At 43.3% G+C, this 26,561-nt stretch carries 28 protein-coding genes and 2 pseudogenes; 21 read left to right on the forward strand and 9 right to left on the reverse strand.

Translation table 11 applies throughout. The features are described 5' to 3' along the window. Positions 1–55: 55 nt before the first annotated feature. Positions 56–409, reverse strand: a complete 354-nt coding sequence (locus myaer_RS17405; protein WP_046663008.1) for a hypothetical protein — start codon at positions 407–409, stop codon at positions 56–58. A 691-nt stretch (positions 410–1,100) separates the two neighbouring features. Between myaer_RS17405 and myaer_RS17410 the strand changes: the two genes are divergently transcribed. The 5 genes from myaer_RS17410 (at position 1,101) to myaer_RS17430 (ending at position 2,875) form a co-directional block, all read left to right on the forward strand. Next, entirely contained in the window at positions 1,101–1,325 is a 225-nt protein-coding gene (locus myaer_RS17410) for a hypothetical protein (RefSeq protein WP_002748889.1), read from the forward strand. Then, positions 1,315–1,737: a putative toxin-antitoxin system toxin component, PIN family gene (locus myaer_RS17415; RefSeq protein WP_002748891.1), complete on the forward strand. Its 423-nt coding sequence runs from the start codon at positions 1,315–1,317 to the stop codon at positions 1,735–1,737. The genes myaer_RS17410 and myaer_RS17415 overlap by 11 nt, the downstream gene beginning before the upstream one ends. 60 nt (positions 1,738–1,797) lie before the next feature. Further along, a complete protein-coding gene (locus myaer_RS22115; RefSeq protein WP_066030092.1) occupies positions 1,798–2,058 on the forward strand; it encodes a hypothetical protein in 261 nt (86 codons plus the stop codon). 128 nt (positions 2,059–2,186) lie between these two features. After that, a complete protein-coding gene (locus myaer_RS17425) occupies positions 2,187–2,462 on the forward strand; it encodes a hypothetical protein (protein ID WP_235614765.1) in 276 nt (91 codons plus the stop codon). Further along, positions 2,459–2,875, forward strand: coding sequence for a type II toxin-antitoxin system VapC family toxin (locus tag myaer_RS17430; protein ID WP_046663010.1), 417 nt, complete (start codon positions 2,459–2,461; stop codon positions 2,873–2,875). Before myaer_RS17425 ends, myaer_RS17430 begins: the two co-directional genes overlap by 4 nt. Positions 2,876–2,991: 116 nt before the next feature. Here the strand turns inward: myaer_RS17430 and myaer_RS17435 are convergent, their stop codons facing one another. Both myaer_RS17435 and myaer_RS17440 read right to left on the reverse strand, forming a co-directional pair. Continuing rightward, on the reverse strand, positions 2,992–3,540 hold the full coding sequence (locus myaer_RS17435) for a HEAT repeat domain-containing protein (RefSeq protein ID WP_071846486.1): 549 nt from the start codon (positions 3,538–3,540) through the stop codon (positions 2,992–2,994). A 1-nt stretch (position 3,541) separates the two neighbouring features. Next, positions 3,542–3,982 (reverse strand): HEAT repeat domain-containing protein, encoded by a 441-nt coding sequence (locus myaer_RS17440; protein WP_327348265.1) that lies wholly within the window; start codon positions 3,980–3,982, stop codon positions 3,542–3,544. Here myaer_RS17440 and myaer_RS21725 point away from each other — a divergent pair. Together myaer_RS21725 and myaer_RS22120 are read left to right on the forward strand one after the other, a co-directional pair. Next, entirely contained in the window at positions 3,959–4,399 is a 441-nt protein-coding gene (locus myaer_RS21725) for a helix-turn-helix domain-containing protein (RefSeq protein WP_046662275.1), read from the forward strand. The two genes, myaer_RS17440 and myaer_RS21725, sit on opposite strands and share 24 nt — an antisense overlap. Then, positions 4,345–4,830, forward strand: a pseudogene (locus myaer_RS22120) (IS630 family transposase); the annotation flags it as partial. The gene myaer_RS21725 and the pseudogene myaer_RS22120, both read left to right, overlap by 55 nt. Positions 4,831–4,849: 19 nt before the next feature. Here the strand turns inward: myaer_RS22120 and myaer_RS17450 are convergent. From myaer_RS17450 to myaer_RS17465, 4 genes and pseudogenes are all read right to left on the reverse strand, one after another. Further along, positions 4,850–5,677: pseudogene (locus myaer_RS17450) on the reverse strand (NACHT domain-containing protein); the annotation flags it as partial. Positions 5,678–5,907: 230 nt separating this feature from the next. Beyond that, positions 5,908–6,252 (reverse strand): hypothetical protein, encoded by a 345-nt coding sequence (locus tag myaer_RS17455; RefSeq protein ID WP_002754005.1) that lies wholly within the window; start codon positions 6,250–6,252, stop codon positions 5,908–5,910. 191 nt (positions 6,253–6,443) lie between these two features. Beyond that, a complete protein-coding gene (locus tag myaer_RS17460; protein ID WP_046663011.1) occupies positions 6,444–7,178 on the reverse strand; it encodes a M15 family metallopeptidase in 735 nt (244 codons plus the stop codon). A 31-nt stretch (positions 7,179–7,209) separates the two neighbouring features. Then, the gene (locus myaer_RS17465; protein WP_046663012.1) at positions 7,210–8,601 is read right to left on the reverse strand and encodes an NAD-dependent malic enzyme; all 1,392 of its coding nucleotides are present in this window, start codon (positions 8,599–8,601) and stop codon (positions 7,210–7,212) included. A gap of 198 nt (positions 8,602–8,799) precedes the next feature. Between myaer_RS17465 and pip the strand changes: the two genes are divergently transcribed. Then, the gene (pip, locus tag myaer_RS17470; RefSeq protein ID WP_046663013.1) at positions 8,800–9,750 is read left to right on the forward strand and encodes a prolyl aminopeptidase; all 951 of its coding nucleotides are present in this window, start codon (positions 8,800–8,802) and stop codon (positions 9,748–9,750) included. Between the two features lie 5 nt (positions 9,751–9,755). Here pip and myaer_RS17475 read toward each other — a convergent pair whose 3' ends face one another. Beyond that, a complete protein-coding gene (locus myaer_RS17475; protein ID WP_046663014.1) occupies positions 9,756–11,426 on the reverse strand; it encodes an O-linked N-acetylglucosamine transferase in 1,671 nt (556 codons plus the stop codon). A gap of 63 nt (positions 11,427–11,489) precedes the next feature. Between myaer_RS17475 and myaer_RS17480 the strand changes: the two genes are divergently transcribed. From myaer_RS17480 to myaer_RS17485, 3 genes are all read left to right on the forward strand, one after another. Further along, on the forward strand, positions 11,490–12,440 hold the full coding sequence (locus myaer_RS17480; RefSeq protein WP_080949779.1) for an IS630-like element ISMae26 family transposase: 951 nt from the start codon (positions 11,490–11,492) through the stop codon (positions 12,438–12,440). Continuing rightward, positions 12,437–12,556: a transposase family protein gene (locus myaer_RS22375; protein ID WP_268807279.1), complete on the forward strand. Its 120-nt coding sequence runs from the start codon at positions 12,437–12,439 to the stop codon at positions 12,554–12,556. Before myaer_RS17480 ends, myaer_RS22375 begins: the two co-directional genes overlap by 4 nt. Before the next feature lie 81 nt (positions 12,557–12,637). Further along, on the forward strand, positions 12,638–13,093 hold the full coding sequence (locus tag myaer_RS17485; RefSeq protein WP_268807280.1) for a transposase family protein: 456 nt from the start codon (positions 12,638–12,640) through the stop codon (positions 13,091–13,093). 304 nt (positions 13,094–13,397) lie between these two features. Here myaer_RS17485 and myaer_RS17495 read toward each other — a convergent pair whose 3' ends face one another. Continuing rightward, positions 13,398–14,411 (reverse strand): hypothetical protein, encoded by a 1,014-nt coding sequence (locus myaer_RS17495; RefSeq protein WP_046663015.1) that lies wholly within the window; start codon positions 14,409–14,411, stop codon positions 13,398–13,400. Positions 14,412–14,660: 249 nt separating this feature from the next. On the opposite strand from myaer_RS17495, the gene myaer_RS17500 reads away from it, so the two are divergent. The 10 genes from myaer_RS17500 to myaer_RS17545 all read left to right on the forward strand — a co-directional run bounded on the left by myaer_RS17500 (position 14,661) and on the right by myaer_RS17545 (position 26,531). After that, positions 14,661–15,593 carry an ATP-binding protein gene (locus myaer_RS17500; RefSeq protein WP_046663016.1) on the forward strand — a complete coding sequence of 311 codons (933 nt, stop codon included), beginning with the start codon at positions 14,661–14,663 and terminating at the stop codon, positions 15,591–15,593. A gap of 228 nt (positions 15,594–15,821) precedes the next feature. Then, complete coding sequence (locus tag myaer_RS17505) at positions 15,822–16,874, forward strand: metal-dependent hydrolase (RefSeq protein WP_046663017.1); 1,053 nt, start codon at positions 15,822–15,824, stop codon at positions 16,872–16,874. Next, a complete protein-coding gene (locus tag myaer_RS17510) occupies positions 16,867–17,961 on the forward strand; it encodes an ATP-binding protein (protein WP_046663018.1) in 1,095 nt (364 codons plus the stop codon). The genes myaer_RS17505 and myaer_RS17510 overlap by 8 nt, the downstream gene beginning before the upstream one ends. Further along, positions 17,954–19,576: an OmpH family outer membrane protein gene (locus myaer_RS17515; protein ID WP_046663019.1), complete on the forward strand. Its 1,623-nt coding sequence runs from the start codon at positions 17,954–17,956 to the stop codon at positions 19,574–19,576. Before myaer_RS17510 ends, myaer_RS17515 begins: the two co-directional genes overlap by 8 nt. Next, positions 19,485–20,174: a TolC family protein gene (locus tag myaer_RS22130; protein ID WP_235614766.1), complete on the forward strand. Its 690-nt coding sequence runs from the start codon at positions 19,485–19,487 to the stop codon at positions 20,172–20,174. Before myaer_RS17515 ends, myaer_RS22130 begins: the two co-directional genes overlap by 92 nt. A gap of 122 nt (positions 20,175–20,296) precedes the next feature. Then, positions 20,297–20,991, forward strand: a protein-coding gene (locus myaer_RS17525) for an IS1 family transposase (RefSeq protein ID WP_103672714.1) whose coding sequence is annotated in 2 segments (ribosomal slippage) — positions 20,297–20,639 and positions 20,639–20,991 — 696 coding nt in all. Because the reading frame shifts where the segments join, the coding sequence is not laid out codon by codon here. A gap of 51 nt (positions 20,992–21,042) precedes the next feature. Further along, a complete protein-coding gene (locus tag myaer_RS17530; RefSeq protein ID WP_046663020.1) occupies positions 21,043–21,378 on the forward strand; it encodes a type II toxin-antitoxin system PrlF family antitoxin in 336 nt (111 codons plus the stop codon). Between the two features lie 2 nt (positions 21,379–21,380). After that, positions 21,381–21,632: a type II toxin-antitoxin system YhaV family toxin gene (locus tag myaer_RS22135; protein ID WP_268807281.1), complete on the forward strand. Its 252-nt coding sequence runs from the start codon at positions 21,381–21,383 to the stop codon at positions 21,630–21,632. A 160-nt stretch (positions 21,633–21,792) separates the two neighbouring features. Beyond that, positions 21,793–23,289, forward strand: a complete 1,497-nt coding sequence (locus myaer_RS17540) for an IS5-like element ISMae6 family transposase (RefSeq protein WP_046660474.1) — start codon at positions 21,793–21,795, stop codon at positions 23,287–23,289. A gap of 353 nt (positions 23,290–23,642) precedes the next feature. Further along, positions 23,643–26,531: a helicase-related protein gene (locus myaer_RS17545; protein WP_046663021.1), complete on the forward strand. Its 2,889-nt coding sequence runs from the start codon at positions 23,643–23,645 to the stop codon at positions 26,529–26,531. Positions 26,532–26,561: the final 30 nt, after the last annotated feature.

A 26,561-nucleotide genomic window follows, 5' to 3' on the forward strand; every position in this document is an offset into this window, starting at 1 on the left:
ATAGAAAAGTCTGGTATTTACACTATTTTTTCCTTTTAGTTATAGTATCTCATTCCTACCTACATTCAATGGTTGTGAAGCGATTAGCTCCTTCATTAGAGAAAAAATTAGCTTGTAACTGTCCATCAACATATCTCTCCTTCCATTTCCAATTTATAGTCCGATTATCCCATCCAAAATCATAGCTCTGCCATTGTTTCCAGTCTGAGTATCCTTTATAGCGACAAAATTGCCTAGCGATCTCGTTCTTAGCGGCTTGATTACAACCATTTTGAAATCGGTAAGATTCAAGACAGGCATCAATATACTTATTCTCGATCCGTGGATTTAGAAAAGTTTCTGCATCGGCGCTACAAGGAATTGCCAAAAAGGAAAAAAGTAGTGCATAAACCTTGGTGTGTCTTTTCATGACTTTTGGCTGTTAGCTGAGAGAAAAAAATTAGTTAATTGGTAATATCGATTCTTACATAAAATCAAAAATCCGTCAATCACATACTTACATATAGCGGTTTTCACAGAAGTGAGTCCCGATTGAAACGCTGAAACGCCTATCTATCAAGGGATTTACTATAGCGCTTTTCACGTTAGTGAGGTATCGACAAGTTTTGCAAACAAAGGGTTTAAGCTCCTTGCCCATACCTCATTTTAATGAAAACTGCTATAGATTGTATAAATCAAAAAAATTAAGCATGAAAATTAACCCGATAAATTAGTGTCGGATTTTTGGTTCTTCCGAACTTACACTGTAGAAAATTCCTCAAGTTCCCTCTCTGCCCAGCAATGCTCTAAAGTTGATAAATATCAATTTAATAAAAACTCAAAACCTTATTATATAAGCTTTTCAAGCATGAGTTGTTGATAGTTTTACATGACAGGTTTGGTAGAGCCGGATTTTTTGATATGTTGGGAAAAACGATTACTGTTGTCACCATGGCCGAAAATTCCCTCCGTTTCCCCGACCCGCTAAGGACCCGTGTTAAACTGATTAATTATGCTGGTGTCTAGAAGCGACCTATGCCGAACTTAACCTTAAGCAACGAACAAGTTATCGACTTATTCAAACAACTTCCCGAAGCACAGCAAGGATGAGCCTTAATAATATGAGCAAAATTTCGATCGAAGTCAGTCCCGAAGCGGCAGAAGTCTATCAATCCGCATCCCCAGAGGAACAAGAACGCGTCCGGGTTCTTGTCGATTTGCTAATTAGAAAGCCAGTTAACAGCGATATCGATTTCTTGAGAAAACTAATGGACGAAATTAGTGATGAGGCGGAAGCTAGAGGATTAACACCCGAAATCCTAGAATCTTTATTAAATGAGCCTTGAATACTATTTCGTTTTCGATACAAATGTTTTAGTAAGTGCGCTTCTCTCTAAAAACGGTAAAGCTCGTCAGGCATTAGACAAAGCCCAAAATATCGGCAAGCTTTTAATGTCCGAATCTACTTTGTTAGAATTGATCACTGTTTTCAATCGTCCCAAATTCGATAGATATGCCTCCTCAGCAAAAAGGCGGCTATTTATAACGGCGATAGAAAGAACCGCGGAAATTGTCGTGATTCGAGAGAAAATCAAGGTTTGCAGAGATGAGAAAGATAATCAGTATTTAGAACTAGCGATCGATGGTCAAGCTACCTGTATTGTAAGCGGTGATTCTGATCTATTAGTTTTAAATCCATTTCGAGAAATCCCAATTTTAACGATTCAAGAATTTCTAGATCATGACTTTTCCCGTTAGCGATCAGTCCCCCCACCCACGAGCCGGCTAGAGACTCGTGTTAAACTGATTAATTAGGGTTTGCTGAAAAAGTTTGTTGGTGGGGGCAGGGTGTGGGGTGTGGGCTTCGGCCGTGAGCTCAGCGTTCGACTGAGCTCACGCCGAAGTCCGAACGGGTGTGGGGTGTGGGGTTTTACCCATTTTCAGGCGGTCAATTACCTATGTCACTACGCCATTGACAAAGCTCGAATCGTAGCCAAAGAACGAGGCTATAATTGGGATACTATGACGGAAGAAGAAAAAGAAGAGTTTATCGATAATATCGTTCACGAACCATCATAATATCCACCGAATTATACAGAGTATATTTTACCATAAATATTACCTTAAATCCCGAATTATAACAATTAATTAACTCTCAATTAGCGACAGGAAACTATAACAGCATTGAAGATTTATTAAAAGACGCTTTGTTAAATTTAGCGGACAAACAAAACCGTCAGACTTTAAGCCAAAAAGTTAAAGAACTCTTTGATAAAACTCAATCCTTAGCCGGCGTTCAGGATATTACCGAAGAAGATATCGCCGCGGAAATTGAAGCCTATCGGAGAGAGGACTTAAAAGAAAAATGGACTAAATGGTTTCAAGAAGTTGAAGAAATGGCATTGACTGGCTCTGAAATTAGCGAAAAGGACTATGAAAATATTTTGATGGATAAATATAAACAACAGGGATTGATCCTATGATACTGTGCGATACTGTTCCTTTATTCTGTTCGGTAGATAAATCTCAACCACGACATCAAGCAGTTAAAATTTTTATCGAGAATGAGTCCTCTTATCTAATAACAACTTGGTCTTGTTTTACTGAATCCATGTATCTCTGCTTGAAACGTGGGGGATGGTCGATGCAAGCTCAACTCGGTAAATTGCTATTGAAGAAAATGGTACGGTTAGCCTCGATCGAAGAAAAAGATTATCCTCGATTACTGTCACTGATGGAAAAATATAAAGATCGCCCAATGGATTTAGCTGATGCGACTTTAGTAGTAACGGCTGAGAATTTAAAAATCAAACTAATTTTAACCTTCGATTCTGATTTTTTCTTTTATCGAATTAACGATTCCCAAGCATTTGAGGTGATCGATCTATACAATTGATAGATTTAAATCATGTTGATCATGGAATAATTCCGATTTAATCGTTTCTAACTAATAAGATTAAGATGCTTTGTTTAATCACTTAAATTAGCAGTTTCTAGCCATTTTTTACCCATTTAAATGGGAATACCGAGGGGAGGACAGAGAATTTTAATTAATTCAATTCCTCCCGTGATTAAAATGTTTCTTAGTTGAGAATTTTTCTTGATTTTTGCGTCAACTTGTGCGACAAAAGTTTGTTTTTCAATTTCGGTATTAGTGGGATAAGTTTGGGTGAGTTGGCTGATAAATTGTTGGATTTCTTGGGCGGCTTCGGCTAAATTTTGGGGTGTGGCGTAATTATGTTGAACTGCTTTTTGATCTCCTTGCACCGTATCGGCAAAGTTAGCAATATTTGCTCCACGAAGGTCATATTTAGGAGTTTCTGACATAGGATTAAAAGATTGAAGATTACTGATGACAATTATAGCATCCATAATGGCAAAACTGACATTAAGATCGGCTTCAATTTCTAGGGCTTGGCATAGAGTGGGAATGGCTTTTTCGGTGGCAAGTTTAGCTAAGGATTGAGCGGCTTTAATCCGAATACTTGGATTCTTGTCTGTGAATAGTCTTTTGGCAAGAGTTCTGATAATTAAATCGAGGGATTCTGTACTCAATTTCATATCAGTTTACTGCATAACGAGAGCCAATTTTACCGAGGGCATCAACAGCACTGAAACGAACGCTATCATCTTCATCGGAACAAACATTTACTAGATAAGGAATAACATCTTCTAGTCCAATTTCACCTAAAGCAATTGTGGCTGTGACACGAACTTTTACTTCCTTGTCTTGTAGGGATTTAATGAGATAGGATATTGCTTTTTCACTACCAATTTTTCCGAGAGATTCCGCCGTGATTATCCGAATATCGGGATTAGTATCAGATAAGCAGGAAGCTAGATAAGGAATTGCGGATTCATTGCCAATTTCTCCTAAAGCTCGAATCAGATTTAGGCGAACATTAAGATCATTTTCTCCTATAGCAAAGAGCGGGATAGTTAGGACATAATAGAGAAAAAGAAATGAGGAGAAGCTTTCATGGCAGCACCCTATAGTGATGATTTAAGACAGAAAGCAGTGAGTGCCGTAGAGCGAGGGGAGAAAAAAAGCCATGTCTGTCGCACCCTCAATATTAGTCGTAATACATTAGACATCTGGCTGAAACGGAAGAAACAAACTGGGACGGTGGCCGCTAAAACTAACTATCGTCGAGGGCCCAAGCCCCAAATTGACGATTTAGAAGCCTTTCAAAAGTTTGCCGAACAATATGGGCATTTGACCCAAGAAAAAATGGCGCAAAAATGGGCTAACCCAGTCAGTAGGATGAGAATTGGTCAAGCCCTCAAAAGAATTGGATTTACTAGAAAAAAAAAACTTATGGCTACAGAGAAAGAGAGGAAGAAGCCCGAAAAGAGTTTCTCCAAAAAATCAGAGGTTATGCCCCGGAAAGATTTGTCTATATTGATGAAGCTGGAATAGATAACACCATCGATTACCCTTATGGATATTGTCACAAATCAGAAAGATTTGAGGCTTTAAAGTTAGGTCACTGTAGCGAACGAGTTAGTGTGATCAGCGGTTGGTGGCGTGGTTCCACTATCGCGCCAATGGTGTTTGAGGGGTACTGTAATACAGAGTTGGTGTGTGAGTGGATAGAACAATTGCTATTACCCGAACTACTACCCGGTCAAATTATCATCATTGATAACGCCAGTTTTCATCCCAAAGAGAGAATCAAAAAATTGTTAGCTAAAGCGGGATGTGAAGTGCTATTTTTACCCGCCTATTCTCCAGATCTCAACAAAATTGAAAAGTTCTGGGCTAGATTGAAAAACTATGTTAGTCAGATTATCAATGATAGTGAAAACCTTGTGGATGCTGTGAGTAAAGCCTTCAGGCATCTGTCCTAACTAACTCGTTTTATGCCATAGCAGGAATTTTGTTCTGATTATCATCAAAAACTGAACAAAGCATCCACAAAAGTAGAGGAGTTTCTCCCAATTCCTTGAGACGATTTCCCAACTGTTTAAGCATTTCTTCGCCTTTTTCAGGCAAATAGGCCTTGACAAAATACCGCATCTGTGGTTCAGTCAGGGGAAGCATTTCCAGCTTTTTTTCAATATCTAAGTCGTCGCTGCCTAAATCCCTTGTCGTGAAAATCATCGGAATTTCTGCATACTGATGGCGAAAGTTTTTTAAATTCTGTCGTGCAGTATATGAGGGCAATTCATTGATACCATCAAATAATAATAATGGGCTAAAATTCTGATTTTCTAACAGCCAACTTTCTAGGGTATTACTATCAATAATTAATTTATGGCGTTTCAGGAATTGTAAAATTAAATCAAGAATTGAGGTTTCATACAAGCGTAATTCGATGAGAATGGGAATTTGAATGATTTTAGCTTGATTTTGTTGATTTAGGCGCAAGCTTTGCGCCCCTACAGATTCTTCTAATAATAATCTGGCTAAAGCGGTCGATTTTCCTGAACCGGGACGACCTTTTAAAAGAACGTGATTAGCGGCATACTTGCGTAAACCATCTAAAACCGTGAATCTTTCGTTTTTTTCTGGTCTTTCTGGTCTTTCTTGTCGGTTTTGTGGTTCTTTTTCAATCGTCTGTACCCACAAATCCCTTAGCAAAGGTGCAGTTTTCGACGGGCGTGTTTTTCCCTCTACGTCCGTGAGGGTGTAAAATGTCTCCCATTGGGCGTACTTTTCCGAGATTGATTTGAGATAGGGAGTCCAGTCAATCATTGATGCTGTCAAGTATTTAAATTACCTGTTGAGACGAGGAAAAAGGCAACCCCCCAACCCCTAGCAGGGGTAGGGTTGATTCATGAATCAACCCTACTATGAATCAACCCTACCTTGCTTATTTTTAATTGTAGGCTAAGAAGATTTGGTCATGACTTACAAGATAGAATCGGAGTTTCTGCTTATCTCTCTCCTGTCAGACAGGGAAAACCCCATCCGAATATAAACACTCACGCTGCTGTCGTACCTTGTTCCAAGCACTTTAGCGTATATCTGGCACGAGTTTTAAGAATTGTTAATTGATCTGTTTTTGCCAACAACTCATCTAACTCAGCTACTTCATCAGCGCAGAGTAAAGATTCTGCATTTCTCGTCACTAAATCATCTAAACGGGTTTGCTCTACTAGGGACAATTGACAACTTGCCAGTGCTTTTAATTCATCCACACTCAAACCAATCAAACAATCTTCATCGAGTCCTAATGAATTGGCAAATCGAGAATAGGTGTTCCAGTCTAATAAAACCCCAACTCGTTCCCCTTGCTCATTTGTTAAGTATTCTACTGGCTTGGACATATTAGAAACACTCACAATACAATATAATACTATTTTAGTAATTAATTCCAGAAAATGCCATTGATCGCCGATCAGGTTATCTTATTTTTGTTTTCCTAATTGTTGGCTTTTCTAAAAAGTTGGTGCGTTACGGCAATATTTAGACCTTGATTTTTTCCCTAAAAACAATGGATGCCTAACGCACCCTACGTTTATTTTTGTTTTCCTAATTGTTGGGCCTTATAAAAAGTTTCTAAACTGTGACTATCCCCGACAAAACGCCAGTGCCAGGGTTCATAATTAATACCCTGGGGATTATTTTCGGGGAAAGATAACTCGAAACTATACTGGGCAGCGTTATTTTGCAACCAACGAAAAGCGGCAGTATTAGCAAAACTGCTACTTAAATTCGTTGCGGGAGCGCGACCATCGCCAATATCGATCGCATAACCGGTATGATGTTCGCTGTAACCCGGAGGTGCGCTCACTTCTGCTCGTTTGCGGGTTTGCTGATTGCGTTGTTTTTTAACTTCAAAAAAGAGCTTTTCTTGGGTTGCTTTCGATCGAAATGCGGAAATCGGCATTAAAATCACCCCCGACCTTCTCGCGTCACTCTGCATCTGGATAAAAGCCTTGGCTGCTGCCTTCCTTAAACGCATAGCACCATCCCCAGTAATAGGGGCTAATTCCGTCTCCGGGGCCTCTTGATAGGGTAAATGACCTAGAATGTTCTCAATGGGGCTAGGAGTGGCTTTAATCAGGGGGGAGGGGTTAATAACCGGTTTTTTTACGGAAGCAGGGGGACGATTCAAGACTGCTATGGCAATTAGGCCGGTTCCCACCAGAGCAAGTAAACCGCTTGCGATCGCTATTAGACCATTAGGATTAGTAGTTTTTCTGTACTGGTTGTCCCGCAAAGCTTCGGGAATATCATCGATCGGTTTCACGGTTTACTTACCCTCCTGCACCATAATTACATTATTCCCCGGCCACTCCATCTTGACGAGCAGCCTGTTGAACGGCGGCGGCCACAGCCGTAACTACACGACCATCAAAAACCGAGGGAATAATATTCTCTCGATCGAGATTAGCAGGAGTGATCAAAGAAGCGATCGCTTTGGCCGCTTCCAGATACATATTATCGGTGATTGCCCTAGCGCGACAGTCCAGGGCCCCGCGAAATAATCCGGGGAAAGCGAGAACATTGTTAATCTGATTGGGATAATCGCTGCGTCCGGTAGCCACCACGGCCACTAAATCATTGATTAATTCCGGTTGAATTTCGGGAATGGGATTAGCCATGGCAAACACGATCGCATTTTTAGCCATTCCCTTAACCATTTCGGGAGTCAATACCCCCGGTGCGCTCACCCCCAAGAAAACATCAGCTCCTTTGAGAGCATCCCCTAGCTTACCACTGGCGGCCACGGCCCAAGCTTGTTTTTCTGGGGTTAAATCGTCCCGTTGTTGGGAGAGGATGCCATGGGAATCACAGAGGATGATATCTGTGGCTCCTGCGGTTTTAAAGAGAGTAGCGATGGCGATTCCCGCCGCACCCGCACCATTAATGACGATTTTGACTGTATCAAGCGATTTTTTGACAAATTTGAGGGCATTAATCAGGGCAGCCAGGGAAACGATCGCTGTACCGTGTTGATCATCGTGGAAAACGGGAATATTTAATTCTGCTCGCAGACGTTTCTCGATTTCAAAACAGCGGGGAGCGCCGATATCCTCTAGGTTAATACCCCCAAAAACCGGAGCGATTCTTTTAACGGTTGCGATGATTTCTTCGGGGTCCTGGGTGGCTAAACAGATGGGAAAAGCATCAATTCCGGCGAATTCCTTGAATAACATCGCTTTCCCTTCCATTACCGGCAAAGCAGCCTCTGGTCCGAGATTTCCTAATCCTAATACCGCGCTACCATCGGTCACTACAGCGACGGTGTTGCCCTTGATCGTCAATGAGTACACAAGTTCGGGTTGGTGAGCGATAGCGGTGCAGATGCGACCAACTCCGGGGGTGTAGGCCATGGCCAGGTCATCTTGGGAGGTGAGGGGAATACGACTTTCAATGGAGATTTTACCCCGACGATGGAGATCAAAGGTGCGATCGGAAACTTTGAGCAGTTTAACATCCGGTAGCGCTTTAACCGCGGCGATAATCTGTTCCGCTTGGTCGGTACTAGCGGCATCAACCATCACTTCTCTGGTGCTAATCTTTAAATTGCGTTCGATTAGAGAAATTTGCCCTAAATTCCCCCCCACATCGGCGATCGCATTGAGGACAGAAGCGAAGGTTCCCGCTTGATTGGGGATTTCTATCTTGAGACTTAGACTATAGCTAGGATTGGGCGTTAAATGAACCATGCTGAAGGCTTCCAATACTGATAAATATTGATTATCTTCTATCTGTGAGAGACTTTGGTATCTAATCGTGCAGTTTCTTTGGCTATTAGGGTCTCTCTGGGCCTAATACCAGGGGAGCGGGGTGTGGGGTGTGGGGTGTGGGGAGAGGGGAGATGGCAAATTAGGTTAGACTTCATCTTAATGAGAAAGACTGTAAATATGACTAGAGAATTATATCCGGCGATCAATCCCTATTGTACTGGTTACTTAAAAGTATCGGCTCTCCACACAATTTATTATGAAGAAGTGGGCAATCCCCAGGGTAAACCGGTAGTATTTCTCCATGGCGGGCCTGGAGGTGGTATTGAGGGGATTTATCGTCAGTATTTCGATCCACAGAAATGGAGAATTGTCCTTTTTGATCAACGGGGTTGCGGTAAAAGTACCCCCCACGCTGAGTTAAGAGAAAATAACACTTGGCTGTTAGTGGCAGATATCGAAAAACTACGAGAATTATTAAAAATCGAGCGCTGGGTAGTTTTTGGCGGTAGTTGGGGAAGTACCCTATCTTTAGCCTACAGTCAAACCCATCCCGAACGCTGTTTAGGCTTAATTTTGCGCGGGATTTTTCTACTGCGAGAAAAAGAATTAAAATGGTTTTATCAAGAGGGAACCAGTTATATTTTTCCCGATATTTGGCAGAATTATTTAGCACCTATTCCCCCAGAAGAAAGGGGGGATTTGCTGGCCGCTTATTATCGGCGCCTGACTAGCGATAACCCCCAAATCCGTCTAGAAGCTGCCAAAGCTTGGTCAATTTGGGAGGGAAGTACCAGCAAATTAATTCCCGCAGACAATTTAATCGAGAGATTCGGTCAGGATAATTTTGCCGAAGCTTTTGCACGCATTGAATGCCATTATTTTGTCAATAAGGGTTTTTTAGAAACGGATAACCAACTGATCGAAAATGTTGATAAAATTCGTCATATTCCTGCGGTTATCGTGCAAGGACGTTATGATATTGTTTGTCCGATGATTTCTGCTTGGGAATTACATCAAGCTTGGACGGAAGCGGAATTTATCATTGTTCCCGATGCGGGACATTCGATGACAGAAGTGGGAATTCGTAGTGCTTTAATTGAGGCTACCGATAAATTTGTTAACTTATAAATCACCTAATTATCGTGATGATTTTGCCAAATTTGTTCGTAGGCTTTTTCCATATCTAGGGTAAATTTTTTTCCATTCCAGAGGGGAGATCTATGACGAGATTGACGTAATTGATAACGAATTTCTTCCCTTAAATTTTGATCTAATCCTAACTTAATTCCCCACTGCACATATTCCTCATCACTCCAAGCTATACCCTGACTAATGCCGGCATTTTTCATAAAAGTATAGCTATTGCGGGCCGCGAATTGTTCACCAACCCTAGTGACTAAAGGAATCCCCATCCAGAGGGTTTCTAGGGTTGTGGTAGCACCATTATAGGGATAGGTATCGAGAACTATATCAGCAATTACTAGATTAGCGCGATGGGTTTCCTCATTGAAATCATTGGGCAAAAATCTTAATCTATCTTGACTAATTCCCAATTCGTCGGCACTTTTGAGAAATAATTCTCGAATGGTTTCTTTGTCGGCAAAACCTTTGATTAAAAGATAGCTATTAGGAACCTGTTGAAGAATCTGCAATTGCAGATAAATCATGTTTAAGGTGCGTTTTAATCCCGATTGCACGGTCAGATAAATAATAGCATCATCGGGAATATTTAAATCAGTTCTTCTCCTAGTGGGAACACCCACTTCAAAACCATCTACAGATAAATAAGAGTTAGGAAGTCGGATGATTTTTTCTGAATAAATTTCTTCAGCATTTTCGGGTAAAACGTAGTTATCGGCAATAAAATAATCAATCGCAGGGATTCCAGAGGCATCTAATCCTAACCAAGTTACCTGTATCGGTGCTGGTTTTAAAGCCATTACTAGACAAGTTGTATTATTAGTTAAGCTATCAATATCCACTAAAATATCTAAGTTATCTTGACGAATTTGGGCAGTTATCTGTTCAATTTTTGCGGGCAAATTATAGCTATAATCTGAGTTATTTATAAACCATTTCTCAGTAATTTCATCCGCTGCTTGGTTGACAAAATAGGTGTAAATTTCAAATTTATCTCGATTATGATAGTGAAATAACCAGCGACTTAACCAACCCACAGAATGACGACGGAGAGTATAGGCAATATAACCAATTTTTATTTTTCTTGCTGGAGATTTTGGAGAAGAAACAGGAGCAATATAGTTATAGCGGATTCTTACATCTGCTTGAAAAATTTCTGCTAGTTTACTTTGTAAATAGCGATTGATTTTCGGATTATCTTGATAGTAGGGAAGACAGATAGTAACCCCTAAAATAGAGTCAATAATAAAAGGACGTGCATTAAATTGTTTAGCATTAATTTGTCGCTCGATTAGTTGTATTAATTCATCAATAAATTTAGGTAAATTTCCCCAGTCTCCTTTAGCTTGTGAAATAGCAATTACTAGAGAAATTCCCAAGAGCTTTTCAGTAGTTGTCTGGCAACTTTTATAAAAATTATCAGCAATTTCTAGAGCTTTTTTATAGTCAACAGTGGTGGTTTTATAAAGATTAAACAAACTATTTTGTAGGTATAAATCCTCTGGGAGAAAGCGCAAACAAAGTTCTACTAAATTAATGGCAAATACACTTTGCTTTTGTTGATAAGCATAATTGACAATTGCTGAGATAACTTTGGCTGCAATTATTTCTGGATTATTGATATGTAAGGCTGCTAATTCTAAAAAGTGGATGGTATATAGCACTTCTTGGAGCTATGAGGTACAATGAAAAGCAAATAGACAAATAATAGAACTCGCCAGCTTCCTATGAGACCCTATTCCGTAGATTTTCGCCAAAAAATTATCGATGTCTGGAAGAAAGAAAAAATTTCTATTCGAGGACTAGCCCAGAGATTTGACGTGGCTAAAAGCTTTATTCAGAAGTTATTGAAGCAACATAAAGAAACAGGAGATATCCGTCCTCGTCCACAAGGGGGAAGTCCGCCAACCAAGTTAAATAGTGAACAACTGATAATTTTAATAGAAATCATCGAATCTAACAATGATGCAACTCTCGAAGAATTATCGGACTTACTGTATGAAAAGACACAGGTGAAAGTCAGTAGAGCCACCCTGGGGCGGCTTACGCAAAAACTCAATTACAGTTTCAAAAAAAAAACACTACACGCGGCGGAAAAAGAAAGTGACAGGGTACAGCAAAAAAGAGTGGAATACTGGTCTCAAGTTCGGGAAATTGAGGCATCAAAACTAATTTTCATCGATGAATCGGGGGTAAATTTAGCCCTTTTGAGACTCTATGCCAGAGCCTTAATTGGTCGAAGAGATCGGGGAAGAAAACCACAAAAAAGAGGGAGAAATATTTCAATAATTAGTGCTATAAGCTTAGAAAAAGTTGTGGCATCAGTCAACATATACGGTGCAGTGGATGCGGTAACATTTGAAGGATTTATTCTGAAGGAAGTGCTGCCAAAAATTAAAGAAGGAGACTGTTTGCTCATGGATAACGCCAAGATTCATCTCGGAGAAATGGTCAGAGAAATAATTGAACAAGAAAAAGCTAGACTCATCTATTTACCTCCTTATTCTCCCGAATTCTCTCCTATTGAAAACTTTTGGTCAAAAGTCAAAGCGATATTAAGAAAACTGAAGGCGAGAACTTACAAAGACTTAATAGAAGGGATTGAATTAGCTATGTTAGAAGTTACTCAAAAAGATATTCGCAATTGGTTTACTCACTGTTGCTACTGTACCTCATGAGTCAGAGAATTGCTATAAGACATCATCTAAGCTTTCAAATCTTAGGACTAATGTTTCAAGTGAGTGAATCAACGGCTCATAATATCTTTACCTATTGGCAAAAACTTTTTGAATAAGAGTTACCGACAAGTTTGTTATAACAAATAAAGAAGTGCCAAAAAGAGGAAATAATAATTGAACAATTAAGGGATTATGAGTTGATTGTCGATAGCGCAAAACAGCTCGTGGAGAGGCCGACCGATTATCAAGAACAAAAAATATATTATTCGGGAAAGCAAAAAAGACATACTTTAAAAAGTCAATTTATTGTTTTGCCAAAAGCTGAAGATATTGTTGATGTATTTATTGGTCAACCTAGTCCGACGAGCGACATAAAAATCTGTCGGGAAACTTTAAGCAAATTCGATTATCAACAAGCTTTTATTGGAGATAAAGCTTACCTGGGAGAAAATCAAATCAGAACTCCTGATAAAAAACCTAAGAACGGAGAATTAACCGAGAATCAAATTAAAGAAAATAAAGTTTTATTATCTCGGCGAATTTTTGTTGAGCATTTAATTCGAGTTGTCAAAGTATTTAAGGTAGTTCAAGAAAGATTTAGATTAAATATAGCGTTTTTCAGTCTGCTGAGGTACAAAAGTTATGGGTTTTAGGCAAAAGGCAAGAGGCAAAAGGCAAAGGGGAAGAAAAACAGGTGTACCTCACTAGCTTAGGAAACGCTATAAAAGTCGATATAAATCGGTTTTACTTACCGTTTGTGGCTTAGTAAGGTTGAGAATTAGTGCGCTAATTTTAGAATTAATAGAATGGGAGCAATCAGGGGAAGTAATTGACGTTATAATTAGCCATAGTTTTCCGTAAAAATTCGATTTTGTCTCTTAAAACCCTGATTAATCGGTTTTTAGAGCTAATTTTGACTCTTGGTCTAATCTGCCTGTATTCCTTGCTGTGACTGACTTACAAATTTTTGGAGATGTCTATTGCTCTTCTCTCTATAATCCCTGCCACCATGAATAAATTCTTGTCTTTCCATTGGGTTCTATCTATTGCTAAGTACAGTCGTTTCCCTGGCTTGAATTTAATTTTAATTATTATTCGATCGAATAGACCGCCGTTGAGATAGGGAATCTTGCCCCATTTTGAATCGAGATTGGGACGCTGTTGGTTCAACGTCTGGAAAAATAAGGGTTCGAGGACGCTAGTGTAATATTCTGTGTCATCGGGGTCGGGTCTTAGATGTTTGTATTGGGTAGTGAGGAAACGACGATCCCCCGCCAAAAACTCTTTCTTCTGGAGAAAGTAGAGGAACATTATCCTTCCTAACAGTCGCTGAGAGAACTGGTGTAAACGGTCTGAGTCCTCAAAATAGGGGTGGTCATTGTGCAACTTTACTGCCTGCTGAACCTGATCAAACAGTTGTTTATATCCCCTATAGAAACTCTTAGTCAGCTTCTCAACATCAAAGGCTTCACACTGTACCTTGTAGAGTTCCTGCGGTGACTTATCTCTGACAGCGATCGCTTCCAATCGATCGAGGTCGTAAGCGGTAGGATTGGTACGGTCAATTAAAAGTTTTCTGATGCTGGCCTTGAGATTCATCTTATCGTCAAAGCTCTTGCGGGGATTGACCAACATCAATTGGTTGTAGTCTTTGGTTGCCAATAAGAGAAACTCGGTATCACGACGACCTACCTGAGAAGCGATCGCTTTCATGCGACTACTGGCAACACTGGGGGAAGACCACTCCTCCGGCTGCAATTGGAACAGCAACACCTGTAATCCCCCATTCCCCTGATCGGCAATCAGGTAGGCATCATAGACGGCTTCGGCACTTCTGGAAGTTAACTGCAAGTCCTCTAGGTTTAGAGGTTGCGCTTCGGCATCGTAACCTAACCGATGGAATAGGGCCGCTACCCCATCGGGGCTAGTTAAAGTCTTTAAATCGTCTAGTCTTAGTAATCGTTCCGGCATTTCCCCAACTTCCAAAACTGATTTCGATTATTCCTCTTAGGCGATCGCCTACCCGCCCTTTGGTGATGGATCAGCAAAACTATCGATTATTATCAATGCAATTGTCAAGGTTTACCACCTATCTCTAGGATGCCACGAATAGCGGTCAATACTTCACTTTCTCTCACCAGAAGTAAAGTAGTACAGAGTTATCCCTTAGTAAAGATGAAGGGGAACTATAGTTAAGAAAGGGAACTGGGAATCGGAACGATGATCGAGCGACACAGAAGGAGATTGGCTAACGGGGAGGAGCGGGTCTATACTTACGGGGTTGGAGCGGACGGTGAGCGTCAGTCTTTGTCGATCCGTTCCGTTGATGGTTCCGTTTCAATCTCCTGCTATAGGGGAGCAGAAAAAGAGCGGGTGGTGGCCGCCCTACTAGCCAATGCCAGTTTGTTGGTGGTGGGGGAAGACGGAGCGGGGAAGACCTTTTTAGCGGAGCGGGTAATCGAGGACTTGTGGGGGCGGGGGTTTCCGGTGGCCGCCCCTGCCATCGGCACGGTCAAACAGATGCTTCTGGAAATCGCCGGGGATTTGGGGGTAGATACGGAAACGCTAGAGGGCAAACCGATGACGGCACAACAGTTACAGGAAACCATCGCCGAATGGTTAGAGGGTAACGTCGCTTTTCTAGTCATGGACAATGCCCACAGGTTCCCCGTTTCCCTGCGTTGTTGGCTGGAAAAACTGCATTTACAGGGACAGCCGATATTATTGTTGGCCACTTACCCCCCGGCCCGAGATATTTTTTTGAAGCTTCCCCGCATCGAATTGGAAGCTTTACCAGAAAGGGCGATCCGCGAAATTATGGAAGGAGAAGCGGTCAGTTTGGGATTGCAGGTGACACCGGGTAAACTAGCCGATTGGCAACAACGGGCGATCGGTAATCCCATGTTAGCCAAACGGGTGGTCAAGGAAGAATATTTAGGATTGGAGGGTAATAATTATGACCATACCCAGTGGATCGACGGTACTCCCCTACTAATTGCGGTTCTCATGTGTTTTATGATTCTGCGATTCTTGGGACTCGGTTTTAATAACACCAGTCTTTATCTGATCGGAGGGATACTGACTGTAGCGGTGGGAATGGTCAGGTTGATGATTTATTCCTTACCCCGACAGTCTAACCGTTTGGGACGCTGATCTTATTGATCAGTTGTTAGTTATCGGTTATCAGTTATCGGCTATTAGTTGTCAGTTTACCTATTACCTATTACCGATTACCGATCACAGCCAAAAACCAACCTTTGCCGATCGATAATTTAATTATAATTTACAATTCTCACCTCCCAATTCAGAACTGATAAACTATAATTTGTAATCTATAATTCACAATTTATAATTCATAATTTATAACTCATAATTTATATTATGATGAGCGTCACTCATATAGCCTTTTCGGTAGCTTTGACGAGCATAACGTTGGGAACCGCCAATCCGGAGATATTGGGCATAGCGGCAGTGGCGGCCTTGTTGCCAGATATTGACACGGGCAAAAGCTCGATCGGACGGCTCTTGTTTCCCGTCAGCAGTTGGCTAGAAAAGAGAACGGTTCACCGGGGCATAACCCACAGTTTCTTTGCGTCGGGTGTCGTCACCCTTGCGGCTTATCCCCTAGCCCTACTGGGTTATAGTCAACTCTGGTACGGTCTGATTCTCGGTTACTTTTTCGGCTGGTTTGCCGATGTTTTTACCAAGTCGGGAGTGCAGGCGTTCTATCCCGGTCGGGGAAGGATGATCATCCCCAGAAATCCTCGTTTGAGGTTGGCCACGGGCAGTAATGCCGAGTGGTTCCTGCTGTTTGTTCTTGTGGTCGTCTCGGTTATGAGTATTTCTATCAACAGTGGTGGTGGTCTGATTCGCGGATTCAATCAGGTGTTGGGTTTGCCGTCGGGAGCGATCGAGACGGTGAACGAGGATGCTTCCCGTTATCTGTTGCGAGTTAGGGTTCAAGGGAGAAATGCCATTACCGAACAGCCGGTGGATGCCACCTACGAGGTAATCGAACCGTTGACCGTTAGCGATCTGCTGGTCAAGGACGAAGGGGGAACGTTGTACCGACTGGGTTCGAGTCAGGAATCTCAGATCATCGCGTCCCGCATTCGGGTGGAACGGGTCGCACCAGTCCAAGTAAAGATCGAAAATATTGTCTTGGAAGATGAGTATTTAGATAGGCTCGCTAATTTAACGGAACCCTTCGGCGTAGCTCAGGGTAACAGGGTATATTTAACGGGAACGCTGACCATTGCCGATGGTTCGGGTCTAAGTTTGCCCAGTCATGCCGACCGTTTCGATACTATTACCCTACAACCGGGTCACGTCGCCTACGCCCGACTTACCGCCGCTAGTCCCCAGTATGTGATCGACAAGTTGGGAGAATACAGCGTTTCAGGTCATCTCATCGCTAGGATCATAAATGTTTAATAAACAGCAGAAACCATTACCCACCGCCGTTTTACGGGCCACCAATTCCCCATCGGACGAATCATCGCCACCGTCTGGCATTCTCTTGGGGGATAACTGTTATTGGAATCCTGGTCATCTCCCCAACGGTCACATCGTCGCCATCGGTGCATCCGGTAGTGGCAAAACCCAGACCCTCAAAGCGATCGCTTATTCCCTCAGACAGACCTATCCCGATATTCAGTTATTTATCATCGATTTCCACGGTGATCAAGAGATTATCGGCGAAACTTGTTATCCCCTGCACATGGCCAGTTCTCACGGCATCAATCCCCTGATTGTCAACCTCGATGCTGAAGGGGGTGGTCCCCATCTACAGGCCATCGCCGTTACCACCACTCTAAAACGTTCTTTGCAGTTGGGACCAAATCAGGAGGGTTTACTGTTAGAAATATTGCAATTTTGTTATGACCGGCGGGGTATCAGCCAAGAACAACCGACAAGTTGGACAAGGGAAGCGCCCAATTTTACCGATTTGCAGCAGGAGATCGAGTCGCGGGTGGAGAGCGGCTGTAAGGAATCGCAAAAACTGAAACTGAAACTGATAGCCACCTTCACCTACGGTGTCTTCTGCCGTCCTCAACCCAACTTCACCGAGAAACATATCCGCATCGACCTCTCGAAATTACCGCCGGAGATCGGGGCGATCGCCGCCGAATCCTTGGCCTGGCAATTGATGAACCAACACCGGTTAACCGGCGAAATCGAAGGGAAACTACCCCGTACCTACCTATTCATCGATGAGGCTAAAGAATTGCGGAAAAGTCGGGCCTGTGACCGCATCATCGCTGACGGTCGTAAATACGGGCTGGGTTTGGTGTTGGCATCCCAATCGGAACGACATCTCAGCGACGACGTGATCGGTAACTCCTCTACCAAAATCGTTTTGCCAGTGGACCAATCGGAAGTGAAACGGGTGGCCGCCAAATTCCGGTTTGCCGAGAAGAAAGTAGCCGAGTTAGTACCCTTGACCGCCCTATGTCGTTTCGGCAAACAGGCAGAAGTGACCAGTATCTTTCCCTATCACCGGAGGGTAGAAGATGGTTAGCACTCTTTCTAAGTCAAAACCCCACCAGCGACGCACCGAGAAGGTTTTTACTATCCTCGACGGCGCACCCCCTGGTACGACCTACGAAGGTCTGATCTCGTTGGTACGGGAGAAAACGGGTAAGGGTTGTTCCCGCAAGCTGATTAGTCGCTGGAAACGGGAACGCACGGGAGAAACCGTCTCAGAAATTCCAACTGTCTTGGAAATTCCAACTGTCTTAGAAATTCCAACTGTCTTAGAAACGATCGCTTCTCAAAAAACACTCAGACAAAGTTCAGTGCCTGGCCTGAGCCACGTCGAAGGGCTTGCCCTGAGAGAAGCCGAAGGGTTTACCCTGAGAGAAGCCGATACTTCCCCCATTGTCCCCAGAATCGAGAAACACAGCGAGAAAACAAGCGAGAGTGTTGCCCTGAGAGAAGCCGATATTTCCCCCATTGTCCCAGAACCTTTCTATTCCCCCCGTCCTGATTTCTTTCGTTACCTGACCGTTGCCGCCGCCGCCATCATCGCCCTAGTCGGTTGCAGTTACACCACCGCCCAAAAAACCCCCAGCACACCCGTTACACCCGTTACCACCTCTTACCCCCCTTATCAAGGGGGGATTAAGGGGGGATCCTCTCCGAAAAAAACCTACTCCACCGTACCGAGGGAGATCAAAATCCGATTGACCCTTACCACCCCCGCAGATCTGCGGGTCAAACAAGGTTCTCGGATCGTTGCGGGTCAGATACTAAGCGATCGCATTACCGAGAGACAACGACTCCAAACCCAACGTCAACAGTTGGAACTCTCCCTAAAAAAGTTACAGATTCCCCTCCCCGAACTCACCTTACCTTCACCACCCCCAACATTAAATAAACTTCCCCCCGTTTCCTACAGGCAAGAAACCGCCCAAATTACTCTGAAAACAGGAGAATTACAAGAGATAGAAGCTAAAATAGCTCAACAACAACAAAAAATCACCCAATTACTTAGCTTGAGTCAAGTTGAAGGTCTGGCCATGAAACCTACGGACGTTCGGGTAGCTTCCGTTCCCACCCGAACGTTCCCTACTTTTGTCAGCATTGATGGGCAAGCCCTGAAACAAGTTGATGGGCAAGCCCTGAGCCAAGCCGAAGGGCAGAAAATATCCGTGGAGAAGATCATCGAGCATGAACGGGCGAAACTCTCCCAAATGGAAACGGAGCGAGAAAAAGCAAAAATACAACTGGAAATCGCCCGTGCCGCTTTATCAACCGCCAAGGAAAAGCGTCTTCAGGAAGAATACCAATTGGCTCTAGAAGAAAACCGACGGGCGATCACCCTTCAGAACCAACAACTGGAAGTGGAGAAACAGAGGGCAGTTCGCGCCGCACAACTTCAGGAACGGGAATACAACCAAGCGGTGATCAGGACGAGAATACAGGAGATCGACAATGCACTGGTTCAATTGGCTACGGTTAAGGCTCCCTACCCCGGAACGGTCAAACGGCTTAAATGGCAGGGTCAGGATGATCGCCTTCTCACTGTCGAGCTTACTGTTGATGTTGACCCTGAGCGAAGCCAAAGGGTTAACCCTGAGCGAAGCCGAAGGGTTGACTCCCCTACAGGCCGCTCCCCTTCCCTGTCTCGATAGTGGTAACGATTGTCTCCGTACCCTCACCGACGCGGCGATCGAATGTTCCCCTGAATTGCAGACCCTCGACGAACGCATCGCCCTGATCGATCGCCGGTTACAGTTGGCTGGACAACGTATCGACCAAGCCAACGCCCGACAATGGACGGGTTATCTCACCACCGACCCGATCGCCATTCTGCAAAATCTGTTTGGGGGTGGTCAGGTACAACAACAGAGGATGGCCATCACCGACCTCGAAATCAGGGCGGCCGACCTAGAGGCGGCCAGGGCTGAATTGGAACGTCAACGGGCTGCCAAACGCTCCCAACTCGGAGAACAGGTCTTAACGCTGGTGATCGCCTACGAAACCGCAGGCGATCGAGAACGGGCGATATTAGCCCAACTGTCAAACCACGACCTCTTGACCAGGATTACCGAGATCGATTACCGTCTGGGCGGTTCATCCACCGAAACCTATCTAACAAGAATCGCCCAACGAGAACAGTTAGAGATTCAGTGGAACCGTTACCGTCTCGAACGGGAAACCGCTAAACGACAACTTCTATCCCTGACGGGGTTTTCTACTCCTGAAACCACTGGGGAAACTACTGGGTAATGGGTTGATATTGTCATGTACATATCCAGCGACTCCACACTTGACGAGGCAATGCACTTGCATTACCATCAAGATGTTTTTACAGGCGTTGCATAATAGAGATATGAATGGAGGAAATCAAAATGCAATGCCCTGAATGTAAATCTACCCATATCCGTAAAAATGGCATCAATAAACAAGGTAAACAAAATCATATTTGTGTAACCTGTGGCCGTCAATTTATTAATAACTATGAAAAACAGAAAGGCTATGACGAAAAAACGAAGCGAGAATGCCTAACTGCCTATGTTAATGGGATGGGATTTAGAGGAATAGAAAGGCTAAAGGGAGTTCATCATACGACCGTAATTAATTGGGTAAAATCTGTGGGAGAATTATTGCCAGTCGCCTATGACCCAGAAACAATTCCTGAAGTAGGGGAACTGGATGAATTGGAAACCTTTGTTGGCTCAAAAAAAACAAAATCTGGGTGTGGACAGCCGTTGACCACTTTAAAAAAGGAATTTTAGGTTGGGTAATCGGAGACCATAGTAGCGAAACGTTTCGCCCATTATGGGAATTAGTTAAGTCTTGGGGATGCTATTTTTATGTGAGTGATGGATGGTCAGTTTATCCATGTTTTATAGCAGAGGGCGACCATATAATTAGTAAGACTTATATGACCAGAGTAGAGGGTGAGAACACACGTTTAAGACATTATCTAGCCCGATTGCATCGCAAAACACTCTGCTATTCTAAGTCTACAGAAATGTTAGGATACTCTATTCGTTTATTAATTCATTATCTGAAGTTTCAAGAAGTGCCTATTCCTTACTGATTCATAGCTTAATTCAGCAACGCCTTTTTACAAACAGGCTGAGAGGTTCCAATGGATGCAACTATGGCTCTATGGCCAGAATCCACTCTTACCGATCGCTATCAGACTACAATTCCCGATTCCGTTCGCAAAGCCCTTGGCTTGAATAAGCGCGATAAAATCTGCTACAACATACAGCCCGACGGCAAAGTATGGATTTCCAGGGCTGACGGGACAGAAGAAAATGATCCGGTGCTTGGGAAATTTCTGAATTTTCTTGCCCAAGATATGGAACAGAACCCTCAACACATACAGCCAATTAGTTCTAACCTAGTCAATCATGTTCAATACTTGGTCTCTGGCGTTGCTCTGGATCTTGATGCACCACTTCTGGATGAGGACGAATAAGGTTGTCTATAGATCAGCCCCTAGTAAATGTATGGAGCATATTTGCTCAACCTCTGTTCCTTGAACAGTTTGAAGAACTTGTGACGCAGATTGAAGAGCTGCACCACAAGTTTCCTCAAGATTACAAAAGGAAAAATGCGACAAAGCGTCTAGCTGCCATAGCAAAGTTAGCCTTTGATACTAAGTACCTAAGCAAAATTAATTACACATATCTAACCCCCCCTTGCCTCTTGCCTTTTGCCTTTCTTCACTAGGAAATTTATTTTGCACGACTACTTAGGGTTTGCTGAATAATGGTAAAAACCTTACAGGAAAGGGCTTTTAGCTTGATTGAGAGCTTCCCAAATGCACTTAAATCTGCTAGAATCTCTTAAAACCCTTGCATCACCCTTGCATCTTCTCTAATTAGTGCTAATGTACCGTAAAAGCGAGTTACCCTCAACCCCACCAGAAAACTTCGAGCTGCCCTTTGAGGGGAAATTATCCCAAGACAATCGTTGGGTAATTATGGCCAACCTCATTCCCTGGTCAGAATTTGAAGCGGAATACGCATCACTTTTTTCAGAAGAAATGGGCACACCCGCCAAAACATTCAGGACAGCACTCGGAGCATTAATTATTAAAGAAAAATTAGGAACAAGCGATAGAGAAACGGTAGAACAAATCAAAGAAAATCCTTATTTACAATACTTCTTGGGGTTTTCATCCTACAGCAATGAACCCCGGTTTGAAGCGTCAATGTTGGTTCACTTTCGAGAAAGAATCACTCTGGAACTAATTAATAAAGTGAATCGCTTTATGGTCAAAAATTCGAGAGAAATAAAAGAAGAAGAAAACACCGAAAAAAAGTTAGAGAGCGAAACCCAAAGTCAACCAGAAAATCGAGGTAAATTAATTTTAGATGCCAGTTGTGCGCCCGCAGATATTAGTTATCCTACGGATTTAAACCTGTTAAATCAAGGAAGAAAACAAACCGAAAAAATTATTGATATTCTCTATGAAACTTTAAAAGGAAAACTTGTTCAAAAACCGAGAACCTATCGTCTTCTAGCCAGAAAAAGTTATTTAGAAGTAGCGAAAAAAAGAAAACCTACCGTCAAACAAAGACGAAAAGCTCTGAAAAGACAACTGCAATATCTGAAAAGAAATCTCGACCATATTGAACAACTTTTAGCAGAAGGAGCCTCTCTACAAAGCTTGAAAAAAAGAGACTATAAACTGTTGTTAGTAGTCACAGAAGTTTATCGTCAACAACTCTGGATGTACCAAAATAACAAACAGAGTATTGAAGACAGAATTGTCAGCTTAACTCAACCCCACATCCGTCCGATAGTCAGAGGAAAAGCTGGAAAACCCGTAGAATTTGGGGCTAAATTCTCAGCAAGCTGTATAGATGGTTACATATTTTTAGACCGAATTAGTTGGGATAACTTTAATGAATCAGGAGATTTAAAAGCACAAATAGAAGCTTATTATGACTATACAGGATACTATCCAGAATCAGTTCATGTGGACAAAATTTATCGAACCAGAGAAAACCGAGCTTGGTGTAAAGAAAGGGGAATCAGAATCAGTGGTCCCCCATTAGGAAGACCAGCCAAAAATGTTAGTAAAGAACAAAAGAAACAAGCTACCGATGATGAGAGGATTCGGAATTGTATAGAGGGCAAATTTGGACAGGGGAAAAGAAGATTTAGCTTAGGTAAAGTGATGGCTAAACTTCCTCATACTTCCTTTTCAGCGATTGCTATTACTTTTTTAGTCATGAATCTTTCTAACCTGTTGAGGCAGGTTTTTTGGGCTTTTTTATGTCTGAAATGGAAAAACAGCACTTTTTCTCGGTCAATGATTAGGATAAGTTATAACTTAAAAATTAATCAACAACTAAAGCTTATGCTTGTAGCTAAGTGAAATCATTGATTAAGAGACCTGTACTTTTCAATGACTTTTTCAGCAAACCCTACTTAGATATACATTACAGCCATCGAACTGCTTGTTTAGTACATAGACCAAAGGCAAGCTGTGACTGGGTTATAATTTTTGGAGATGTCTAATTCACAAGAGATATATTTCCGATCCTGAACAGCTTAATCAGCAAAGGTTTAACTGTGCCACACAGGTGTGAGAAACGCTATAGTTTCTACAATGAAGGTTTTTCACAATCTTTCGTGTATTTTTTTATTGCTGGAAGTGTCGTAAATAGATCTATCAAAAGGCTCTTACCTAATATAATTGGGAGAAAATTACCGATCAACATTTCCCCGATGCTTGCCTCATCACGTCTTCAAGCCAGTAGGAGTAACCCCACTGGACTCACTTCACCTCCCACGGTCGGTTCAATCGTGCGGTGCAGAAATCGTCAGTGGGTTGTTCTACCGAGTGAGCGAGAGGAGGTAATCATTCTACGTCCTTTATCGGGGAGTGAGGAACAAATCTGTGGAATTTACACCGTTTTAGGTGAAAAAATCGAATCCGCCACTTTCTCACCCCCAGAACCGCAAACTTTACGCGACCACGAAGCTGGGCGATTACTCCTTGATGCGGCCAGATTAAGCCTTCGTAGCGGCGCGGGGCCGTTTCGGTGTCTGGGTCGCCTGTCAGTACGTCCCCGTCCGTACCAGATCGTTCCCTTGTTGATGGCACTCCGTCAGGAAACCGTAAGATTGTTAATCGCGGACGATGTGGGGATCGGTAAGACCGTAGAAACCGCGTTAATCGCCCGCGAACTGCTCGATCGAGGGGATATCCAACGTATCGGAGTATTATGTCCCCCTCAATTATGCGATCAGTGGCAGAGGGAACTAAAGCAGAAATTTAATATTGACGCGGTAGTTATTCGATCGGGAACGGTAGCGAAACTGGAAAGAGAATTACCTTCAGGAAATAGCCATATTTTCAGTTATTACCGCCATATTATCGTTAGTCTCGATTATGCGAAATCCGATCGCCGTCGGGCTAGTTTTCTGGCGCATCGTCCCGATCTTGTGATCGTAGATGAAGCGCATACCGCCACACAGAGTAAGGAAGGAGCGAATCAACAGCGACATCAATTGGTGAGTAAACTGGCGGAAAACCCCGATCAGCACCTGATCCTGTTAACCGCGACCCCTCACAACGGGATTGAAACTTCTTTTTTGTCCCTCCTGGGCTTTTTAAAGCCAGAGTTCAGCACTTTTCAATTAGACGCTCTTAGCGAGAAACAACGCGCCGAATTGGCCAAGCATTTCATCCAGCGTAGGCGTGCCGATGTTCAAGACTGGATGGCAGAAAATACGCCTTTTTCCATCCGAAAATCGATCGAGTACCCCTATCAACTATCCAACGAGTATCGAGAGTTATTCGATCGGGTTTTTGATTTCGTCCGTGGCCTAGTTCGTTCGGTCGATGAAAGTCTCAGCCACGCCCAAAAAAGGGGAAGGTATTGGGCGGCCTTGGCGATTATCCGATGCGTGATGTCCTCTCCTGCCGCCGCTATCGCTACCCTATCCAGACAGGCGGATAAAAACGCTAATCTCGACGATCTAGCCGAAAAAACCAGAGATGAATCGGTGGAAGATATCGATCGAGTTGCCTCTCCCTACGTCTATGACGTGACAGAAGAAGAATTGTCGGTGGACAGTACCCCGACCGCATTAGTCGAACAGAGTATCCGCACCTATCCGGACTCGGCGAGAAAAAGGCTGAGAGATTTCGCGAGAGCGGCGGAACAATTAACGAGCAAAAAAGACCAAAAACTTCAATACACACTAAAAATCGTCAAAGAACTACTGACAGAAGGCTATAATCCCATTCTCTGGTGTCGCTATATCGCTACCGCCAATTATTACGCCCAAGCTCTTAAAGCGGAGTTTGTGGGAAAAAGGGGCGTTCAACCGAGGGTTATCGCAATTACCGGCGAACTATCGGAAGACGAGCGGGAGATTCGCTTGGACGAATTAAAATCCTGTCCGCAAAGGGTTCTAGTGGCTACGGACTGCCTGAGTGAGGGGATTAATCTACAGGAACACTTCAACGCTTGTTGCCATATAGATTTGCCGTTTAATCCCAACCGTTTAGAACAACGGGAAGGAAGGATTGATCGCTACGGACAGACGACCCCGCAACTCAAGTGTATTCTTCTCTACGGACAGGATAACCCTGTTGATGGTGTAGTGTTGGATGTTCTCTTGAGAAAAGCGGTGACGATCCATCGTAATCTAGGGATCACCGTACCGATCCCGATGGACAGTGCAACGGTACAGGAGGCGATCTTTCAATCCCTGTTCGAGCGATCGACAACGGTACGTCAATTAAGCCTTTTTGACAGTAACCCAGCCCTGGCCTCACTTCATCAGGACTGGGAGAAAGCGAAGGAAAAAGAAATTCAAAACCGTACCCGTTTCGCCCAACGCTCGATCAAACCGGAAGAAGTTCAACAGGAATTGAATGAGTCCGATGAAATTCTTGGAAATGAAGCGGATGTGGAGCGATTTGTGCGGAACGCGCTCGATCGATGGGAAATATCGCTGGTTAAAAAGAAAGTTGGCTGGCAACTCTCCAGAATTCCCGATTGTTTGGAGATCGAAAATCGACCCCGAACGATCGCTTTTACTACCCCCGTTGCTGAGGGAGTGGAGTATGTGGGGCGGAATCATCCCCTTGTGGAGGGTTTAGCCCGTTATCTATTCGAGGAGGCACTAGAATCCTCCCACTCGATCGCCGAGAGTTCATCTCCCCCGTTCGCCTCCCGTTGTGGCGTTACCGTTACCAATGCGATCGCTAAACCGACTTTTATTCTGTTACTGCGCTCACGTCTCCTATTAACGGGACGGAACACGCGTCCGCTTCTAGCGGAAGAATGTTTGGCAAGAGGTTTTACGGGAACTCCCGATCGACCGTGTTGGTTATCGGGAACGGAAACCCTCGCCCTGTTCGATACCGTTGTTCCCACCACAGATATATCTCAGGAGGAAAAACGAGAGTGGATCGAGATGGTGATTGATCGTCTGGAAGATTTAACGCCCAGTCTGACGGAGATCGCAACCGAAAGAGCCGAGACATTACTCGCCTCTCACCGACGGGTAAGACGGTTTACTGGCGAGGGAATGTTACAAAAAGTCGAGCCACAATTACCGATGGATATTTTGGGCGTTTATATTCTCTTGCCGCCATAAAAATTCCCGAATTTCAACTCTTCACGCTAT

This window comes from Microcystis aeruginosa NIES-2549 (assembly GCF_000981785.2).
Taxonomy (GTDB): domain Bacteria; phylum Cyanobacteriota; class Cyanobacteriia; order Cyanobacteriales; family Microcystaceae; genus Microcystis; species Microcystis aeruginosa_C.

Coding starts and splice junctions, on each gene's coding strand:
- pip (WP_046663013.1), top strand. CDS start 8,800: ATGACTAGAGAATTATATCCGGCGATCAATCCCTATTGTACTGGTTAC.
- myaer_RS17455 (WP_002754005.1), bottom strand. CDS start 6,252: ATGTCCAAGCCAGTAGAATACTTAACAAATGAGCAAGGGGAACGAGTT.
- myaer_RS22375 (WP_268807279.1), top strand. CDS start 12,437: ATGAGTCAGAGAATTGCTATAAGACATCATCTAAGCTTTCAAATCTTA.
- myaer_RS17405 (WP_046663008.1), bottom strand. CDS start 409: ATGAAAAGACACACCAAGGTTTATGCACTACTTTTTTCCTTTTTGGCA.
- myaer_RS17465 (WP_046663012.1), bottom strand. CDS start 8,601: ATGGTTCATTTAACGCCCAATCCTAGCTATAGTCTAAGTCTCAAGATA.
- myaer_RS22130 (WP_235614766.1), top strand. CDS start 19,485: ATGTTGACCCTGAGCGAAGCCAAAGGGTTAACCCTGAGCGAAGCCGAA.
- myaer_RS17530 (WP_046663020.1), top strand. CDS start 21,043: ATGGATGCAACTATGGCTCTATGGCCAGAATCCACTCTTACCGATCGC.
- myaer_RS21725 (WP_046662275.1), top strand. CDS start 3,959: ATGGCAGCACCCTATAGTGATGATTTAAGACAGAAAGCAGTGAGTGCC.
- myaer_RS17495 (WP_046663015.1), bottom strand. CDS start 14,411: ATGCCGGAACGATTACTAAGACTAGACGATTTAAAGACTTTAACTAGC.
- myaer_RS17540 (WP_046660474.1), top strand. CDS start 21,793: ATGTACCGTAAAAGCGAGTTACCCTCAACCCCACCAGAAAACTTCGAG.
- myaer_RS17410 (WP_002748889.1), top strand. CDS start 1,101: ATGAGCAAAATTTCGATCGAAGTCAGTCCCGAAGCGGCAGAAGTCTAT.
- myaer_RS17415 (WP_002748891.1), top strand. CDS start 1,315: ATGAGCCTTGAATACTATTTCGTTTTCGATACAAATGTTTTAGTAAGT.
- myaer_RS17515 (WP_046663019.1), top strand. CDS start 17,954: ATGGTTAGCACTCTTTCTAAGTCAAAACCCCACCAGCGACGCACCGAG.
- myaer_RS17480 (WP_080949779.1), top strand. CDS start 11,490: ATGAGACCCTATTCCGTAGATTTTCGCCAAAAAATTATCGATGTCTGG.
- myaer_RS17510 (WP_046663018.1), top strand. CDS start 16,867: ATGTTTAATAAACAGCAGAAACCATTACCCACCGCCGTTTTACGGGCC.
- myaer_RS17505 (WP_046663017.1), top strand. CDS start 15,822: ATGATGAGCGTCACTCATATAGCCTTTTCGGTAGCTTTGACGAGCATA.
- myaer_RS17500 (WP_046663016.1), top strand. CDS start 14,661: ATGATCGAGCGACACAGAAGGAGATTGGCTAACGGGGAGGAGCGGGTC.
- myaer_RS17435 (WP_071846486.1), bottom strand. CDS start 3,540: ATGAAATTGAGTACAGAATCCCTCGATTTAATTATCAGAACTCTTGCC.
- myaer_RS17430 (WP_046663010.1), top strand. CDS start 2,459: ATGATACTGTGCGATACTGTTCCTTTATTCTGTTCGGTAGATAAATCT.
- myaer_RS17545 (WP_046663021.1), top strand. CDS start 23,643: ATGCTTGCCTCATCACGTCTTCAAGCCAGTAGGAGTAACCCCACTGGA.